We start from the raw sequence: 18,378 nt of genomic DNA on the forward strand, positions 1-18,378 counted from the left end.
GCCAGCTTCGGGGCCGGATTGGCCGATCCGGACTCGATCCGCGGCACCGCAATCGCCACTCTATCGGCCAACATGCTGGTCAGGCCGGTTTGCTCGGCCAATGTCATCACCGGCACCAGCCCGGCCACCGACACGAGGTTATCGTCATCGAACCGCGCCGAACCCTCGGCGAACCTGTGAAACAATCGCACTGAAAGTGTCTTCCCGATCTGGTCTTGATTGTTGCCTGAAGAACATCAATCATCCCAGCTCAGAAGGCACTTTCTCCATTCCAACACGCCTTCACCCACAGATTACGTCGGTGGATCGAGGCTAAGTGCCTGTGTACAAACTGATCGCTGACCCGTAGGGGGCTATGCGCGAGGATGGTTGGGTGGCCTGCGTGTCGGGCCGGATGGGGCAGGACCTCCTGGTATCAACGGGATTGCTGATTCGCCGTCTGCCCCAGAAGGTCCCGCCATGTCGTTGTACTCCTACGCCGCCGCTGGCAGCGATATCGCCGAGGGCGGCTGTGCGTGTGGCATGCCGGTTCGGCCACGGCACCTCGCGTCTGTTCGCCCGCGCCGCTACACCTGCGACAGCACCGATGCCCAGTGGGCGGTGCTCGCACCGGTGTTGCCGTGGCCGGTATGGCTCGAGGGTGGTGGCGGCCGACCCGAGAAGTACTGCCGCCGTGAGGTGATCGACGCGATCTTCTATCTGGCCGACAACGGCTGCAAGTGGCGCAACCTGCCTGCGGATTTCCCGCCGAGGCGCACCGTGCACGCGGCGTTTTCTCGCTGGTGGGTATCCGGGGAAGTCGCCGCGGTGCACAACGACCTACGTGATCTGGTCCGCCGAGCCCAGGGCCGGGCCCCGGATCCGACCGCGGCGGTGATCGATTCGCAATCGGTGCGGGCTGCCGAAACCGTCGCCGCGGCCAGCCGCGGGTTCGATGCGGGCAAGAAGATCAACGGCCGCAAACGCCACATCGTGGTGGACACGATCGGGTTGCTACTGGTGGTGTGCGTGACCGCAGCCGGTACCCAGGACCGCGACGGAGCCCGCCCGGCGCTCGAGCGGCTGCGCGAATTGTTCGCCACGATCGTGTTGGTGTGGCCGACGGCGCCTACGCCGGCAAGCTCGTCACGTGGGCGCACGCCGAACTCGCACTCACGATCGCGGTTATCAAACGCAGCGACACACCAGGATTCGTGGTCCTGCCCCGGCGGTGGGTGGTCGAGCGCACTCTGTCGTGGCTGACGCGGCGCCGCCGCTTGGTGCGCGACTACGAACGACTACCCTCTCATCACGAAGCCCTCGTGCTCTGGTCGATGATCATGCTCATGTCCCGGAGCCTGGCCCGCACCCAACCACACCGAACACCTCGCCGCTGTTATTCGGCGATCGTGAACTGTCCCGAGGGCTGCTGGTCCAGCCAGCCCCGCGCCACCAGGCGTTTCAACTTCGAACGCAACGACTCGACCTTCGACCGATCGACCCGATCGATGCCCAACTCGACGGCGACCTGCCCGGCCCGCATCCCGTCACCGGACTCGGCGAGCACGGCCATGATCTCGCCGTAATCCTCGGGCAGCACCGCCACCGCCATCGCCGGTGTCCGCTGCGGCACCAACATCAACCCGATCTGCGACAACCCGACCGAAACAGGCTCCGACGCAACCGGTTCGGTGTCGCCGGTGGACACTTCACCCGGTGTCGGTTGTGGTTCCTCGATCTCGGCACAGACCTCGCTCATCATCTCCCGAGTGACCAGCCTCGACAACCGCTGTTCGGCAGCCTCCAACTGCTCGGTCAACGCCGCGATCTGATTCCCCAACCACGTCGGCTCCGTGTGGCGATGCTGTTCACCCGTGTGGGTCGAGTAGGACCAGGGGGATCTGGCGCGTGGTCCGTTTCTGGTAGGTCCCGTATCCGGGGTAGGCCGCGAGGACCTGCGGCCACTTGCGGTCGCGTTCGTGAGGGGTGAGGACATGGGCGGTCATGGGTTGTGTCGCGCCGTGTTGGAAAGATACCTCGACCTCTGGATCGGCACACAGGTTGTGGAACCAGTCCGGGGAGATGTCGTCGCCGCCCCGCGAAGCGACGATCAGGTAACTGCCGTTCTCTACGATGGGGACAGTGAGGATCACGATGCGTGGCAACCCTGTTCGCCGTCCTTTGGTGGTGAGCGCCAGGGTCGGCATCTTCTTGAATCGGGTGCCAACGCGGCCGCCGCTGAGGTCGAGCAGTTTGCGATGTGTGATGGTCACGGTCTTCAGGTAGAGGTCGGTGGCTACGCGCGAGCGGCGGGAATTGGGCACGGGGTACTCCTGGATCGGTCGGAATCGTCGAGAGTGATGGTCCGGGTCCGACTTGTGAGCGACCAGTGAATCGCTAGCGTTCGAGGCGGTCGACCGCGGCCGCGATCCAGGTCCGGTTGCCGCAGCGTTCGGCGACGCGGAGCGCGGCCTTGTAATGTTCGGCGGCGAGTTCGGCATCGCCTCGCCGAGTCGCCAGGTCACCGAGGACGGTATCGACCGGACCGACCGTATAGGAACCGGTGTCGGCGCCACCGATCCGGTCGTGGAAGGGATACAGCTCGCGGTAGAGCGCGCTGGCCTCGTCGGGCGTGCCCAGTGCCGCGACCCCCATGCCGCGCAGTGTGAGGAAGAACGATCGGAACAGGTCGTCGCGGATCGGCTGTACGCGGCGCCGGGCCCGTGCCGCTTCGGTCCGGTCCTCGGCCGCGAGCAGGGCCAGCACCAGGAAGTCCACCGAGTCGGCGGCGGTCGCGGGGACGGCGCTGTCGGCGAAGGCTCTGATCATCCCCGCGAGTTCACCGACGCGGCCCTGGTGTAGCCGCACCACGAACAGCGCCATGCCGAGAATTCCCCCTGCGTTGAGAATGCCCGCGCGCGTGAGTAGTTCGTTCGCTTGCAGATAGTGCTGCTCGGCTGTGTCGGGATCACCGGTCGCGAGGGCGAGCAGCCCGCGCGTCATCGTGTTCGCCACTTGGGCTTGGCGCCACTGATAGCGATCGGCCAGCGTCGTGGCCTCCCGCAGGTGCTCGCGGACAGCGGCCATGTCGGCCACGGACGCGGCGGCCTGGATCGCGACCGTGTGGCCGAGGAGCAAATAGCCGCTGTGGTCGGTGCGTCGCCCGACTTCGATCAGCTCGGCCCCGAGCGGGCCGCGGTCCGGTGAGTTGTAGAGCGAGGCCGTGGCCTGCAACGCGGGAGCGAGCAGGGTGTCGTCACAGAGTTCGCGTGCCAGGGCTTCGGCTTCGGCGGCGGCCTCGGCCGCGCGTTCGTTCGCCTCGCCAGCGAGCTCGTCGACGAGGGCTACCAGCAGTCGGCAACGGTCGCCGGGAGGCAGATCGGCGGAACGAAGTCCGTCCTCGATCCAACCGACGACCCGGTGTTCGACCACGCCGTAGAGCCGATTCATCCACGGGGTAGGTGTGTCCCATGCCGTGAATACCCGCACCACCAGATCGGTCCGGCGTGCCTCCTCCGCCAGTTCAGCAGCCCGATATCGAGCGGTTCGAGCAGCGAGTCCAGCGCCTGCGGCGAGATGGCTACGACTGGCCCGGCACAGTATCGTGACCCGTTCCTCGACGGTATCGACGACGGTGTGGCGCTCGAGCGCGGCGACCGCGCGTTCGTATCCGGCCGCGGCGATGTCGTGGGCGTAGCGCCGTTCGGCCCGTTCGGCTGCCGCCACGGCGTAGTCGGCGGCCCGTCGTGCCGTCTGCGGGTTCACCGACTCGCTGTAGTGGTGGGCCAAGGCCACGACATCGCCGGGGTCGAGTTCCTCGATGGCGGCGGCGATCCGCCGATGCCATCGGTCGCGGCGGACCCGGGGCAGGTCTGCGAGCAGCGTGTCCCGCACCAGCACGTGTGTGAAACGCGCTCGGCCGCTGGCAGGTTCGTCCAGGAACCCGGCCAGAACCCCTGCTTCCACCGCGTCCAGCACGTCGTCCTCGGCCACCTCGGCGGCGTGCACCAGCACCGCGACGTCGAATTCCCTGCCGATCACCGCGGCCAGGCGCAACAGCGCCACCCCGGTAGCGGGCAGCCGGGAAAGCCTGCGGCGCAGCACGTCCCGCACGCCCTCCGGAATGTCGGACGCGGCGACCACCTCGCCCTCGCTCTGAAGCAGCCGGGCGACCTCGATGAGATAGAACGGATTTCCGCCGGTGCGCTCATGCAAGGTCGCGACCACAGCATCGGCCGGTGCGCTTCCGGTCATGGCGGTGATCAGTCGACCACTGTCCTCGACGCTGAGGCCGCTCAACCGAACTCGGGCACGGACGGTCGTGGCCAAGCCCGCGAGCGCGTCGGCCAAGGCGGGCGGCACCTCGTCGGGGCGGTAGCCGATCACGATGAGCCCCGGTACCTGGGTCGCCACCGCGGTGAGCAGCGCCGCTGTCTCGGCATCGGCCCGATGTAGATCATCGAGCAGGATCACCGAAGGGGCGGCCACAGCGACGGCAGTGAGGTAGCCACAGACCGCCCTATGCAGAAGGAAGCGGCCGTGGGCGCTGTCGGCGTCCTGTCCGCTGCCACCGTCGGTGAGCAGCGGCGCCAAAGCGGGCGCGAATTCACCGGGACCGTGCTCGCGGGCCAGGGCGCGCAGGACCTCGACCCAGGCCCACGCCGAGGGAGCGGTGCCGTCCTCCGGGCAACGTCCGAGTACCACCCGATACCCTGACGCGCGCAAGGTGTCACCGAAGTGTCGCAGCAGAGTCGATTTCCCGCTGCCTGCCTCGCCGGCCACCGTCGCCGTGCGAGCGCCGGTACCCGCGGCTGCTTCGTGCAGTGCGGCGAGTTCCACGGTTCGGCCGAACAATCCTGGATCCGCCCCGGACCTCCGGACGCTCTCTACCGCGACAGCCGGTGCTTCGCCGGATGAAATCATATTCTCGGCCAACGGGATTCGTTGCGCGAGAATATCCGCCTCCAAGCGGGCCAGAGCTGGGCCCGGATCGATGCCGAGTTCGCTCGCGAGAACGTCGCGCGCCTGCCGCAGGGCGCTGAGCGCGTCGGCCTGGCGTCCCGCGCGATAGCGAGCCAGCGCGGTCAGCCGCCACGCCTCCTCCCGCAGCGGGTGCTCCCTGCACAACATCTCGGCCTCGACCGCGGCGCGCCCCGCCTCGCCCAATTCGAGCAGGACAGCCGCGAGTCGCTCACGCGCGCCCAGCCGCAACTGCTCCAGCCGCGCCGCCTCGGCGGTCGCCCACGGCTCCTCCGCGAACGCGGCATAGGCGGGGCCGCGCCACAGGGTGAGCGCAGCTTCCAGCGTCCGCACTCGATCGCGCAAATCATCCTGCCGCCCAACAGCTTCCAGATCCGCGTCGAAATGCCACGCGTCCACGTCTTCGGTGGCGAGGCGTAGCGCGTAGCCGGGTGCCCGGCTGATCAGAATGGTGGCGGGTGCACGCGGCGGCCGCCGCGGCTCCAGCAGCCGTCGCAGGTTCGAGACGTAGGCCTGCAGCGCGCCGAGCGCACGTGGTGGCGGTTCACCCCGCCACAGGTCATCGATCAGGCGATCGACCGGCACCACTTCACCGCGCGCGACCAACAGTCGCGCGAGCACGCCGCGTTGCCGCGGACCGCCGAGATCGAGTTCGCCCCGCTCATCCGCCGCGGTCAGCGCGCCCAGTACCCGGATCCGAACCATGACGCGCCAAGTCTAGGACGACTCTCGTGCAGTGCCTTGCAAGTGGACTGCAAGCGGCGGGCCGCACAGTTGCCGTGGTCCCCCCGACAGCAACAGGAGCACCGCATGAGCATCACCGGCACCGCACCCGGACGCCCCGACACCTACGACATGATCGCTGTGCACAACGCCTTCCGCCGACACTTCAGCGCCCTACCCGACCTCGTTACGGCGGTTACTCCCGGAGACCTCGCCCGCGCCCGCCGTCTGATCGACTTCCTCGACGAACTCGGCACCGGCCTGCACCACCACCACACCGGCGAGGACGAACTCATGTGGCCGATCTTGCTCGAACGCGCTCCCGCCGACGCCGCCTTGGTGCTGCGCATGGAGGAACAGCACACACGGATCACCGAACTCACCCAACGCGCCCACCGCGAGGGAGCCGAGTTCGCCGCCACCGCCGACCCGTCGATCCGGGATCGGCTCGCAGCCACGCTGCGAACGCTCGCCGATGCCCTCGACAAGCACATGGCCGAGGAAGAGCGGCACATCCTGCCTGTAGTCGAAAACCACATGACCGCACCCGAATGGCAAGCGCTCGGCGAACGCGGCCGCGAGCACATGCCCAAGGACCGCCAGTTGGTCTTCCTCGGCTTCATCCTGCAAGGCGTCCCCGACACCATCCGCCGGAACCTGCTGGCCGAGATGCCACTGCCCGCCCGACTCGCCTGGCGTGTGCTCGGCCGCCGCGCCTTCGCCAAGGAATACCGCGAGATCTACCACGCCGACCCCCAGTGGTAGCCCGACAACGCGCTCTGGACGGTCAGGATCACACAAGCCGGATCGAATACCCCAACCCACTACCGAAGGCTCTCGAAACCTGCTGGTCGGAGCCGATACGCAAGCCCTCGTGCCCGAACTCTTGCATGTCAGTCGGCATTCCGTAGTTCGTGGTTCTCCCGTTCGATGAGCACCACCCCGTCGGCTGTCCCGAATCTCGACATCACGAACAACAACGCGATGCCCAGCGGCGCGTAGCCGACCAACCACAGGTATTCCGGTGGCCGTTGATCCTCGGGAGCGGTGAACGTGCCCCACACCATGTAGGCGGTGAAAGCCACGAACGCCGCACCGATGACCGCCACGATCACGCCGGACGAGCAGGCAACATATCAGTAACCGAGCCAGGGGGAGTGTGACGACCGGGCACAGCCGATCCGGCAATGCCCGAGACCACAACCTGGTCGACCACTCCTCAGCACCGGCAGATGGCGGGTCGGCAGTCCGGATTCGACAGGACGCCCGCTCACCCTGCCGCCGTCTCGCGGATTCGGTCCGTCGCGTCCGGGGCTTCGGTTTCACCGCCACCGGTGAGCAGTGGCGGCGTCAGCGATCTGCGGTTTCCCGCTCGATCTCAGTGGGTTTCCGTGTACGTGTTCGTGCCGGGCCGCGACCAAGGAAGGGGTCCACCCAAGTGTCATGCGGCAGTTCGAGTGTCTTCCCGTCGCGCTGTAGGTTCACGATCCCGACCCGGGGCGACCGTCGCGCCGATCATGCGGGGGTACGCCGTTCGTTCTGTACCGGTAACCGATCCGCGCGCCGGAACTCACCGGGCGTCCCGGCATCTCCACGACGGAACCCTCCATTTCCTCACCGAACTCGCGGACGTCCTCGACACCCTTCGGCCCAAAGTCAACCTCTCCACACCCTGACCATGAAGCTTTCTGGAGTACTCCGGTTTGGATTCGGCCGCCGCGTGGTCCGACGAACAGTTGCGGGAACTGTTCACCAGCCTGGCCTTGGTCTGGGCCGACGGCGCCTATGCCGGCAAACTCCTCGACTGGGCCCGCCAGCACCTCGCCCTCACCCTCGAGATCGTCAAACGCGGCGACGACACGACCGGATTCGTTGTCCTACCACGACGTTGGGTCGTCGAACGCACCCTGGCCTGGATCACCAGACGCCGCCGATGCGTCCGCGACTACGAACGCCTACCCGAACACCACGAAGCCATGGTCACCTGGTCGATGATCATGCTCATGTCCCGGCGACTGGCCCGAACTCGAAAATGAGCAGTTTGTTCACAGGCACTAAAACCCGACTGCCGAGCAGCAGGTCCGGCCATCACAGCCGATGCCGCCGAGTTGACGGACGGCGTTCTGGTCAATGGCGGAGACCCTGATAGCCGACGCAAATCGGGCGAAAATTCCTCCTGCACAGGAGATGCCAGGTTGGACACTGAGTATCCAGCAGACGAGGTTCAAGCATAAATAGCCGGACTCTATTCTGACGCAATTCATTCCCGGTCCGCAATGTCAGGTTGGGCTCTACCTCAGATAGGCTGATTCCGATATCAGGACTCGATCAGCAAGTCGTCGACCAATGCCTGCAAGACAGTCGGATCGACAGCGGGTAGAGCCTGCACCGGAATCTCCCAGCTGAGGACGGACCAGGCGAGTGCCAGAAGACCTCTACCTCGGCTGTGCAGGGAGTTTGCGGCGGGTCGGCGTGTCAGGTTGTGAGCAGCGGGATCGGATGACTGCACCTGGTCGGGATCGGTCTGCGCGATCACGGCTATAGCTTCACCGAGCACCTCGGCTTGCTGCCGTGGGTCGGTGATGGTGCGAGCGAGGGCTTCGGCGCGGTCGGGGTCGATCTTCGCGACCGCGGCCGCGATTCGACTGATCGCTCGGTCGTGCTGCCATGGGTCGGTGATGGTGCGAGCGAGGGCTTCGGCGCGGTCGGGGTCGGTCTCCGCGATCGCGGCCACGACTTCATCGAGCGCTCGGTCGTGCTGCTGTGGGTCGGTGTTGCAGGAGAGGGCTTCGGCACGGCCGGGGTCGGGGGCGGTCTGCGCGACCGCTGCCATGACTTGCTCGAGCGCCCAGGCTTGCTGCCGTGGGTCGGCGAAGGTGCGGGCAAGGGCTTCGGCGCGGTCGGGGTCGGTTTCCGCGATTGCGACCGCGACCGCACGGAGCGCCTCGGCCTGCCGAGACCGGTCGGTGATGGTTCGGGTGAGAGCTTCGGCGCGGTCGGGGTCGGTTTCCGCGATTGCGACCGCGACCGCACGGAGTGCCCAGTCCTGCTGCCATTTGTCGGTGATGGTCTGGGTGAGGGCTTCGGCGCGGTCGGGGTCGGTCGCCGCGACCGCGGCCACGACTTTATTGAGCGCCCGGTCGTACTCCCATGTGTCGGTGATGGTGCGGGCGAGGGCCTCGGCCCGGTCGGCGAGACGACCCGCGCGGTGCGCGTCGGTCTGCGCGACCGCGGTCGCGATTCCAGCGAGCGCTTGGGCCCGATGCTCTGGGTAGGTGAGGGTGACGGCGAAGGCTTCGACACGGTCGGCGAGACGACCCGCACGGTCGGGGTCGGTCTGCGCGATCGCGGCCACGACTGCACCGAGCGCCTCGGCGTGCCGATCCGGATCGGTGATGGTGATGGTGCGGGCGAGGGCTTCGGCACGGCCGGGGTCGGTCGCCGCGACCGCGGCCACGATTCCACGAAGCGCCTGGGCCTGCTGAGGCCAGGTGGTGAGGGTGCGGGCGAGGGCCTCGACACGGTCGGCGAGACGACCCACGCGGTCGGGGTCGGTCTGCGCGACCGCGACCGCGACTCCACCGAGCGCCTCGGCGTGCCGATCCGGATCGGTGATGGTGATGGCGAGGGCCTCGGCACGGTCGGGATCGGTCTGCGCGACCGCGGCCACAACTCCGCTGAGCACCCGGTCGTGCACCCATGTGTCGGTGATGGCGCGGGCGAGGGCCTCGGCACGGTCGGCGAGACGACCCGCACGGTCGGGGTCGGTCTTCGCGATCGCGGACGCGATTCCGCTGAGCGCCTGGGCCTGCTGCCGTGGGCTGGTGAGGGTGCGGGCGAGGGCTTCGGCACGGTCGGGGTCGGACTGCGCGACCGCGACCGCGACGCCGCGGAGCGCCTCGGCCTGATCCCGTGGGTAGGTGATGGTGATGGCGAGGGCTTCGGCACGGTCGGGGTCGGTCGCCGCGACCGCGACCGCGACGCCGCGGAGCGCTTGGGCCTGATGCACTGGGTCGGGGAGGGTGCGGGCGAGGGCCTCGGCACGCTCGGGTCGGCCGAGTTCGGCCCAGACGGCGGGCAGTGTTGTGGGGATCTTGTTGTTGGCTTGGTGGAGCCGGGCGCGGTAGCGGGCCAGGCGTGCGGTGGTGAGCAGGTCGGGGACGGGTTGGGCACAGATCCGTTGCTGCACGGTACGGATCTCGTCCAGTGCGATCAGATCGCCGCCGGTCCGGGCACGGATCCGGTCGTGACGGATCGTGTCCATGGCCAAAGCTGTGGTGCGGGTGAGATCTTCGTGTTGGTCCAGCACGGGGAAGTACCGGCGTAGCAGGAAGTCGGGGGTGTGGGCGGGCCAGCCCTGGTGTCGGTAACGGTCGGCCCAAACGTGCAGTCGTTGCAGGGCGGTGTCGAGTTGGTGGCCGAGTTGGTGTTCGGCGATGTCTTGCAGGGTGTCGTGGGCCAGCACGTAGGCCAGTTCCTCGGTGCCGTCGAGGCTGGCGGGGACGAGGGTGGTGCGGAAGCTTCGGCTGGCGCGCTCACGCAGCAGTGGGTCGATCTCGAAGGGTGCCAGCCCGGTGAGTTCGCCGATCTCGTGACCGGTCAATCCTTTCGCGACGGTGATCAACGCGACCAGGTCCCGATGTGCCGGGTTTTCCTCGAGCAGTGCTTTGAGTTCGGTGTGGGCGAGCTGTTCGAGGCCGGCGGCGAACTGCGATTTGGTGAGTTCGTACCGGATTGCCCCGGCCAGGGGATGGTGGGCCGGTACGAGGATCTCGGGTCCGTATCGGCTGGCGACGATGACTTGCAGGTTGTCGTGCGGGCGGGCCGGGAGCAGGTCCGTGATCGGGATTCGGTCGGTGTCGGTGTACTCGTCGAGGCCGTCGACCACCAACACCAGACGTCGCCCGGCCGCGGCTTCCCGTTCGGCGGCGGTCGAAAGCATTTCGGCGCGTAACCCGTCCCGGCTGACCCTCTCCGACACGATCGTGTCCAGCTCATCGGGCAGCAGAACCCTCAGCTGGTCCAGGACGGTGTCGGTGAAAACCTGATGGGTGTTCTCGTTCGCGCGGGCGGTGACGAAGAACCCGATCGTTGTCACCTCCGGGGGCGGGTCGAGCAGGAACGTCGACAACAGCGCTGATTTCCCTGCCCACGGATCCGCCCGAATCCACAGATACCGAGCCGTCCCGGCGCAGAAATCGGCCAACATCGCCAACTCGGTCTCACGCTGGCGCAACCCGCTCAAAGGCGCGAGACCTTCGCGCACCTTCGCCTTGTAGAACGACCGGACACCGACAGGAGCATCCGCCGCGACGGCGGCGTCGCGACGATCCCGCCAGTCCTGCCAGGCCCTGCGATCCAATCCCTGCTGTGCGGCCAGGATCCCGGCCTTGCGCATGAGAAAGACGATCACCGCCATGAGCTGATCGTCTTTGCGTGTGACGGTCCGCTTCTTCGACGCGTCGGCAGGAAACCAGCCGTAGAGCGTCGTAACAGCGATACCGGTGCCCTCGGCGATCTCCTTGACCGGCAGCGGCCGACGCCCCTTGTTCGCAGCCGATCGCAACTGGTCGAGCTCGGTGAAAAACGCCGTCCGCGCGTCCGACCCGGTCACCGCTGGCCTTGGCGCGGGCACAAATCGGTACGACTCGATTCGACTCGAAAGTTTCTCGATCCACGAGAACCCCTGCCTGACATGCCCATTCACGCACTCTAGCCAGCGGAGCGGTTCGCTGCGGCGGTATCCGTCACGGTCTTCTGGATCTCGACAGCCCCGCCTGAACCTCACCCCTGGAGGACCCATGAACCAGACACCGCACAAAGCACTGCTGGCCACCATCGCCGCCCTGATCGGTCTCGTCATCGGCATCATCGCCGCACTGCTGACCCACTTCGGAGGCGGACACATCACCGCGGTGATCCGCGACGGCGGCATCGGTTTCGCTACCGCAGCCAGCTTCGTCCTGCTGGTCATGGCCTACCTCGGCGCCCTGTGAACCCCGCCGGGGCGTTCATTCGTCCGTCCCGCCCAGCCACCCACACTGGCGGATGGGACCGACAGCCACACCGACCCACCGGGGAGTGTCGGAGCAACGGTTGATCTGATCTCGGTCCGATGAGCTGAACCTGACGGTTCGGCAGGAAGGACCGACTGATGTCGGAGACACTGGCCGCCGTGGCGAACAAGGACGCGGCGGACACGAAGAAGCTGGCGCAGCAGTTGCTGGCCCAGGCAAAGGAACAGGGCATCGATCTGGTCGGCCCGGGCGGGCTGCTCAACCAGTTGACCAAGACCGTGCTCGAAACCGCTCTGGAAGCGGAGATGACCGAGCACGTCGGTTATGAGAAACATGATCCTGCGGGACGCGGAACACCCAACTCCCGCAACGGAACTCGGTCGAAAACGGTGGTCACCGAGATCGGCCCGGTCCAGATCGACGTGCCACGCGACACCGGCTCGACAGTCGAGCTGAAAATCGTCAAGAAGCGGCAGCGGCGCCTGACCGGTGTGGACGAGATCGTGTTGTCACTGACGGCGAAAGGCCTGACCACCGGGGAGGTCTCGGCGCATTTCGCCGAGATCTACGGCGCCTCGGTGTCGAAGGACACGGTCTCGGCGATTACCGACAAGGTGGTCGCGGAGATGACCGAATGGTGCAACCGGCCCCTCGACCGCGTCTACCTGGTCGGTGTTCATCGACGCCATCCACGTGAAGATCAGGGACGGTCAGGTCACCAACCGCCCGATCTACGTCGTCATCGGCGTCACCGTTCACGGCGAACGCGACATCCTCGGCCTATGGGCCGGCGAGGGCGGCGAAGGCGCCAAGTACTGGTTGGCCGTGTTGACCGAGCTCGAGAATCGTGGGGTGGCCGATGTGTGTATCGCGGTCTGCGACGGGCTCAAAGGCCTGCCCGAGGCGATCACCACCGTCTGGCAGCAGACCATCGTCCAGACATGCGTTATTCACTTGCTGCGCAACACATTCCGATACGCAGCCCGCCAGTACTGGGATCAGATGAGCCGCGACCTCAAACCGGTCTACACCGCACCGACCGAAGCCGCTGCCAAGGAACGCTTCGGCGAGTTCGCCGGAAAATGGGGACCGCGGTATCCAGCGATCGTCAGGTTGTGGGAGAACGCGTGGAGCGAGTTCGTGCCGTTCCTCGACTACGACGTCGAGATACGACGAGTTATCTGTTCTACCAATGCAATTGAGTCATTGAACGCACGCTTATCGCAGGGCTGTGCGGGCGCGTGGGCACTTCCCAACCGAGCGAGCCGCGTTGAAGTGCCTGTATCTGGTGACGCGTTCACTGGACCCGACCGGCCGCGGTCGGGCACGATGGGCATCGAGGTGGAAGCCCGCACTGAACGCGTTCGCGATCACCTTCGAAGGCCGGATCACCCCGACCGGAAACTAACCCCCACCGGGGTCAGATCCGCCGTTAATCCGACACTCCCTGCCCGGCAGATGCTCGCCGCCGCGTTGAAGGCCGAGGTCGCCGCCTATGTCGCCCAGTTCGCCGATCAGCTCGACGAGAAAGGCCACCGCCTGGTGGTAGGTGCGGAATGCGACAGCAGCGCAGCGGATTCCAGCTCCTGGAATCGTCGTGCGTACGACGGTGCGGGGAGGTTGAAACGGTGGCCAGTGGCCTGGTCGCCTGCTGTGGTGCCAGCGGCCGGTGCCGCTGTCTACCTCGATGGAGTAGTGAACGTACGGGGCAGGCGCTGCCCCTGCCGGTATACGGTGCGGCCACTCACCAGGCGACCGGCAATGTCCTGCGACCCCAGAAGTTGAACGGCTCGATCCGGGTGCCAGGCCCGTCGAGCCGCAGCGTCGGCAGCCGGTCGAGGAGAGCGTTGATCGCGATCCTGGCTTCGAGACGCGAGAGCGCGGCTCCTGGGCAGGCGTGAGGTCCGCGACCGAACGCCAGGTGCGCGCGCAGTTCCGCTTTGGGGCGGTCGAGGAGGAACTCGTCGGGGTCGGCGAAGACCTGTGGGTCGCGGTTGGCGGCGCCGTAGGCAGCCATGATCTTCGATTTGGCCGGGATCGCGGTACCGCTCAACTCGACATCGCGCTCGCTGGTGCGGAACATGCCGAGCACCGGCGCGTCGAAGCGCAGGCTCTCCTCGATCGCCGTCTCGACGAGCATGCGATCCTCCAGCAACGCTGCCCATCGGGTCGGTTCTTCCAGCAGGCGCCACACCATATTGGTGAGCAAGGAGATCGTCGTCTCGTTGCCCGCAAGGAGCAGGTTCATCAAGGTGTTCGAAATCTCGAAGTCGGTGAGCGGCTCACCCTCCGCGGTCCGAACGATCAGCAGGTTCGACATCATGTCGTCCGGCACAAGTGTTCCGAGGTGCTCGGGACCGGGCTGATCCACGGTCGCCAACGCGGCCTTGCGTGGAGCAAGTTGTTCGTCCCAATACCGATCGAGTTCGGCGAGCACCTGGTTGAACCCACGGGGATCAGTGCTGTTCATCCCCTCGGCCATCAACGCGTCGGACAACTCTTTGAATCGGCCGAGGTCGCCCTCGAGGCCGAGTAGCCGGGCGATGACTATGAGGGGCAGGGGTCCGGCGAACAGATCGTGGAAATCGCCGGGGCCGTGCTCGATCATCTTGTCGAGCAGATCGTCGACAATCGCCTTGATCACAGGCTCCAGCGCGTCGACGTTACGTGGGCCGAGACCGGCGACGACGGCCTTGCGGAATTTCAGATGCTCGGACCCGTCGGTGTTGAAACCGACGCCCCGCTGAAAGCGCGGCGAGAGGCCGTAACGAGCGGTCCAGTCCTCGCGCTTCATCGTGATCTTGACGACGTCGGCATGGGTGAACGCGGTGTAGAAGCCCGGCTCGTAGTCGGCGAAATAGTGCACGGGGCACTGACCGCGGGCCTCGGCGTACGCGGCGAACGGATCGTCGAGCACATCGGCGCCGAACGGGTTGTATGCAGGGCATTCGCCCACGGGACCACCATCCTCACATAATTAGGGTGCCGGGTTGGCTCCCTAATGGTGCTTTGGTTTGGTCTGGCTGTCAATGGGGTGTCATGCTTCGAATGTGACCGCCGAGAAGAAGCCGCCCGGCCGGGCGGGCCGCCCGCGCGACGAGTCGCTGACACCTCGCATCCTCGATGCCGCGCGAAAAGAGCTCGCCGCCTCCGGTGTCGAGGGTTTCAGCATCCGGCAGGTCGCGCTCAGGGCGGGAGTGACACGTAAGGCCGTCGCGGGGCGCTGGTCCTCCGCCGACGAGTTACTCCTGGAGGCGATGGGCGCCATCGACGCCTTGCGTTTCGAGCCCACCGGGGACCTCGAGAAAGACCTCACCGCGCTCGGCGAGCTGTTCATCGCCAGTCTCTCGTCAGGCGCACTCGACCTGCAGTTGCGAGTCACCGCCGACTCCTCGCAATATCCTGAGGTCTACGCCCGATTGCAGAAGCATGTACTCGCACCCATGTCGGACGCCCTGGTCGCGGCGTTCCGCGCCGCGCAGGAAACCGGCCAAGTGCGTGAAGGTTCGGTCTCGTGGTTGGTGCGAGCGTTCGTCGGCGCGTTGCTGTCCCGCACATTCCAGAGAGCGGGGCGAGCGGCTCCGACCGCCCGTGATCTGGCGGAACTGGTGGCGGAGATACGGCAGTGGTCCGTGCCGAAACCTCCTGGCAGCTCGTAGACCCCTCCGCGTTCGGATCATGTTGGTAAAGAACAGTATTCGCATGATGACGGCATTCCGCCGAGCGCTGTCGCCTGGCGTCGACGGCCCGAGGTGATCAGTACGAGGAAGTAGTTAGAGGGATGGTCACTGCTTTCTGCTTGCGAGCGGGTGCAGCGGTGGAAGTCAGCGTGAGCTGGTTCGAGTCATCGGCGATCTCGGCGCGCTGTTGTGGCCGGTTCTCGACGCCGAGGTATCAGTCCGCTGCGTCCATCTCCGCGTGCCTTTCCAGCTGTGCGGAAAGGTCGAGGTTCTGGGCGAAAGTTGTGTCGATGACCAGTTCGTCCCAGGTGCGTGCTTCGTATCCGCTGGCGCGCCTGGCCTGGTCGACGACGTCGATTGCGAGTTGGCCTGCGCGGAGCAGCGACGGAACCTGTACGTGCCGGATGGCTGCCGGGTGGAAGGCGCCTCGCTCGTTTTTGACGGCCAGAAGCTGCGCTACCGCTTTGCGGGTCGAGATTGCGCCGACGAGCGCGTGGGCCGCCAGGAGAAGCTCGGTTCGTTTTCGTTCCAGCTGTGGGCGCGTCTGGTCTGGCGCGCTGTCGGATCGGTATGTTTCGGTGGCGGTGTGGGTACGGATATCACGTCGGTCAGGATTGTGGTCAGTCCTGGGACGAGGGTGGCGTTGCGGAGATCCCAGCCGTGTCCGGGGTGTAGGCCGGAGTAGGCGTGGAGTGCGAAGTCTTTGATTGCTTCGTTGTGGCTGTTGTAGAGCCATGACATTCCTGGTATCGGCAGGCTCATGGTGTGAGGAATCCGCGGCCAGGTGCTGCATGATGCGCATCGCGGCGTCGACCACGCCCTCCACATCGGCGAATTGCCCGGACTCCTGTACCGGGATCCGCTGCCCGGATTCCCACCGCGCGCCTTCGAACTGGCTATCCATGACTTGGCGCAGGGTGGTGAACAGCCGGAGCAGGTCGTGGCCGCTGGATTTCACCCGGTGTGCTCTGCCACCGAAGCCCTTGCCCATGAAGTCGATCGGCAACCGTTTGCCCCCGGACTCCCACCGGCGGACCCGCTTCGACTCGGCGAGACCCTTGAAACCGTCGGTGATCTGCTGGTCGATCGCGCTGTCGAACCACACTGCGGTCGCTCCGACCAACCCGGCTACGCCGACCATCGCGAGATCACGAGCAGACCAGTGGATTTTCGCGCGGCTGCGCCAGTTGTCCAGCGCGTGCCGGTCCTCATCGGTCAATGCCGCGTTGAGGTCGATCTCGGTCCAGCCCGCTAGGTCGCGAAGTTCGTCGTTGAACGTGGTGAGCTGCGTGTAGGACTAGCCAGGTGCCGATACCGACAGGCTCGTGGTCTGCGGTGTGTCGTTCAGTGCGGCGTCGGCTGCTCGGTGTGCTTCGGCGAGTCGGCGGGTGATCGAGTCGAGGTTGCGTTCGACAGAGTCGGTCATCAGCGGGCGAGGTCCAGATCGGAATCCGGGTCCGGCTCTGAATCGGTGTCGGGTTCGGGCAGTCGATCCAGGACGACTTCGATCGTTGTGGCGGCCTGTTCGGTGTCGGCGAGTTCGGTCCGCAGGGCTTTCAACTCGGCGCGGGCGTCGACGAGTTCGGCACGCAGGCGACCGACCACCATTTGCAGGAGTTTGTTGTTCTCGTCGAGTTCGCGGTTGTTCTTCTTCAACTCCACGATCCGCTCGGGCAATGCGGTCACCTTGCGGGCCAGGTCGTTTTGGACCTGATGCAAGCTCTCCACTACCCGGCGCATCTTCTGGTCTCGGTCTTGCTCGTCCTCGAGCAGGATTCGGGCGATGAGTCCGAGTTTGACCGCTTCTGCGGCGATGGTCGTACTGGCGAGTCCGCTGTAGCGGGTACCGATTCCGGCGACACCCGCACCGGCCAGACCGCCGACACTACTGACGAGGATGGTGCCTCCGAACATGCCGAAACCACCGACTGCCAGCGAGCCGCCACCCAGCGCTGCCAGACCTGCTGAGGTCGCGGCAGCACCACTGAACCCCAACAGGGTGCTACCGATAGCCGCGCCGACCGCGGGCGCGGCCATGCCGCCGGTCACGACACCGGCTCCCAACCCGACAACCGCGGCCTCGGCGACGCGGCCCCAGCGAATAGATTTGCGGTGCAGTCGTTTCGACACGACATCGAGTTCGCGCCACATTGCGGCGCAGTCACCCGGCCGGAGCCCGGGGAGTAATTTCTACCCGCCGCGTTGGACGCCTTCGCCCGCCTCGCCGGCGGACTGTCCCGCGCGATGCCCGCACGGTGCTGGCCGCAGCACCGACACCGGCGCGAGCCGCCAAGCTCGCTCACCCGCACCCAATTGAGCAGACTGCTGACCAAATCAGGGCGTCAACGTTTCATAGACCGCGACGTCGCCCGACTGCAAGAAATCTTCCGCGCCACCACACAACTGAGGCAGCCACCTCAGGTCGAAGACGCAATGGGCAGGCAACTCACGGCGGTGCTGCCCCAATTCGACGCCGCCTGCGCCGCCGTCGACGAACTCGCCGACGCGGTCACCGAACAATTCCAGCGCCACCCCGACGCCTCGATCATCACCAGCTTTCCCGGCCTCGCGGCGTTGAGCGGTGCCCGGATCCTCGCCGAGACCGGCGACGACCGCACACGCTTCACCGAGGCACGCCACCTCGAGGCATACGCCGGATCGGCGCCGATCACACGCGCCAGCGGAAGGAAAACCGTTGTCCTGCACCGGAATGTCAAGAACAACCGCCTGGCCGCCGTCGGCCCGATTTGGGCACTGTCATCACTGACCGCCTCACCCGGCGCACGACGGCACTTCGACACCCGCCGCGCCGCCGGAGACTGGAACCATCAAGCCCAACGGCACCTGTTCAACAAATTCCTTGGTCAACTCCACCATTGCCTGCAATCTCGCACCCGCTACGACGAACACCGGGCATTTCCCCCGCCGACCACCGCGCCAGCTTGACAGATAACCCCATGAGATGTCTTCCAGGCCCACCTCACGGCAAGTCAGATCGA

13 protein-coding genes and 3 pseudogenes are annotated in these 18,378 nt (G+C 66.3%); 7 read left to right on the plus strand and 9 right to left on the minus strand.

Annotation, left to right across the window (positions count from 1 at the left end; all coding sequences use genetic code 11):
* Positions 1-191 (minus strand): annotated as a pseudogene (locus ABZS43_RS27945) (IS1380 family transposase); the annotation flags it as partial.
* A gap of 268 nt (positions 192-459) precedes the next feature.
* On the opposite strand from ABZS43_RS27945, the gene ABZS43_RS27950 reads away from it, so the two are divergent.
* Entirely contained in the window at positions 460-1,242 is a 783-nt protein-coding gene (locus ABZS43_RS27950) for an IS5 family transposase (protein WP_355038954.1), read from the plus strand.
* A 133-nt stretch (positions 1,243-1,375) separates the two neighbouring features.
* Here ABZS43_RS27950 and ABZS43_RS27955 read toward each other — a convergent pair whose 3' ends face one another.
* From ABZS43_RS27955 to ABZS43_RS27965, 3 genes are all read right to left on the minus strand, one after another.
* The gene (locus ABZS43_RS27955; protein ID WP_355038955.1) at positions 1,376-1,819 is read right to left on the minus strand and encodes a hypothetical protein; all 444 of its coding nucleotides are present in this window, start codon (positions 1,817-1,819) and stop codon (positions 1,376-1,378) included.
* A gap of 28 nt (positions 1,820-1,847) precedes the next feature.
* Positions 1,848-2,303, minus strand: a complete 456-nt coding sequence (locus tag ABZS43_RS27960; RefSeq protein WP_355038956.1) for a nitroreductase/quinone reductase family protein — start codon at positions 2,301-2,303, stop codon at positions 1,848-1,850.
* Positions 2,304-2,376: 73 nt separating this feature from the next.
* Positions 2,377-5,664, minus strand: a complete 3,288-nt coding sequence (locus tag ABZS43_RS27965) for a BTAD domain-containing putative transcriptional regulator (protein WP_355038957.1) — start codon at positions 5,662-5,664, stop codon at positions 2,377-2,379.
* A gap of 105 nt (positions 5,665-5,769) precedes the next feature.
* Between ABZS43_RS27965 and ABZS43_RS27970 the strand changes: the two genes are divergently transcribed.
* On the plus strand, positions 5,770-6,447 hold the full coding sequence (locus ABZS43_RS27970) for a hemerythrin domain-containing protein (RefSeq protein WP_355038958.1): 678 nt from the start codon (positions 5,770-5,772) through the stop codon (positions 6,445-6,447).
* Positions 6,448-6,575: 128 nt separating this feature from the next.
* Here ABZS43_RS27970 and ABZS43_RS27975 read toward each other — a convergent pair whose 3' ends face one another.
* Positions 6,576-6,791: a hypothetical protein gene (locus ABZS43_RS27975; RefSeq protein WP_355038959.1), complete on the minus strand. Its 216-nt coding sequence runs from the start codon at positions 6,789-6,791 to the stop codon at positions 6,576-6,578.
* Positions 6,792-7,418: 627 nt separating this feature from the next.
* On the opposite strand from ABZS43_RS27975, the pseudogene ABZS43_RS27980 reads away from it, so the two are divergent.
* Positions 7,419-7,718 (plus strand): annotated as a pseudogene (locus ABZS43_RS27980) (transposase); the annotation flags it as partial.
* A 281-nt stretch (positions 7,719-7,999) separates the two neighbouring features.
* On the opposite strand, the gene ABZS43_RS27985 reads toward ABZS43_RS27980, so the two are convergent.
* Positions 8,000-11,296 (minus strand): hypothetical protein, encoded by a 3,297-nt coding sequence (locus tag ABZS43_RS27985; RefSeq protein ID WP_355038960.1) that lies wholly within the window; start codon positions 11,294-11,296, stop codon positions 8,000-8,002.
* A 187-nt stretch (positions 11,297-11,483) separates the two neighbouring features.
* Between ABZS43_RS27985 and ABZS43_RS27990 the strand changes: the two genes are divergently transcribed.
* Together ABZS43_RS27990 and ABZS43_RS27995 are read left to right on the plus strand one after the other, a co-directional pair.
* A complete protein-coding gene (locus ABZS43_RS27990; RefSeq protein ID WP_355038961.1) occupies positions 11,484-11,678 on the plus strand; it encodes a hypothetical protein in 195 nt (64 codons plus the stop codon).
* A gap of 158 nt (positions 11,679-11,836) precedes the next feature.
* Positions 11,837-13,107: pseudogene (locus tag ABZS43_RS27995) on the plus strand (IS256 family transposase).
* 336 nt (positions 13,108-13,443) lie between these two features.
* Here the strand turns inward: ABZS43_RS27995 and ABZS43_RS28000 are convergent.
* Complete coding sequence (locus tag ABZS43_RS28000) at positions 13,444-14,655, minus strand: cytochrome P450 (RefSeq protein WP_355038962.1); 1,212 nt, start codon at positions 14,653-14,655, stop codon at positions 13,444-13,446.
* 94 nt (positions 14,656-14,749) lie between these two features.
* Here ABZS43_RS28000 and ABZS43_RS28005 point away from each other — a divergent pair, with 94 nt between their 5' ends.
* Positions 14,750-15,358, plus strand: a complete 609-nt coding sequence (locus ABZS43_RS28005; RefSeq protein ID WP_355038963.1) for a TetR/AcrR family transcriptional regulator — start codon at positions 14,750-14,752, stop codon at positions 15,356-15,358.
* Positions 15,359-15,593: 235 nt separating this feature from the next.
* Here the strand turns inward: ABZS43_RS28005 and ABZS43_RS28010 are convergent, their stop codons facing one another.
* Positions 15,594-16,598, minus strand: a complete 1,005-nt coding sequence (locus ABZS43_RS28010) for a hypothetical protein (RefSeq protein ID WP_355038964.1) — start codon at positions 16,596-16,598, stop codon at positions 15,594-15,596.
* Between the two features lie 206 nt (positions 16,599-16,804).
* Entirely contained in the window at positions 16,805-17,509 is a 705-nt protein-coding gene (locus ABZS43_RS28015) for a hypothetical protein (protein ID WP_355038965.1), read from the minus strand.
* Between the two features lie 303 nt (positions 17,510-17,812).
* Between ABZS43_RS28015 and ABZS43_RS28020 the strand changes: the two genes are divergently transcribed.
* On the plus strand, positions 17,813-18,325 hold the full coding sequence (locus ABZS43_RS28020; RefSeq protein ID WP_355038966.1) for a transposase: 513 nt from the start codon (positions 17,813-17,815) through the stop codon (positions 18,323-18,325).
* The last annotated feature ends 53 nt before the right edge of the window (positions 18,326-18,378 follow it).

Origin of the sequence: Nocardia sp. NPDC005366 (assembly GCF_040606855.1) — a bacterium.
GTDB lineage: Bacteria > Actinomycetota > Actinomycetes > Mycobacteriales > Mycobacteriaceae > Nocardia.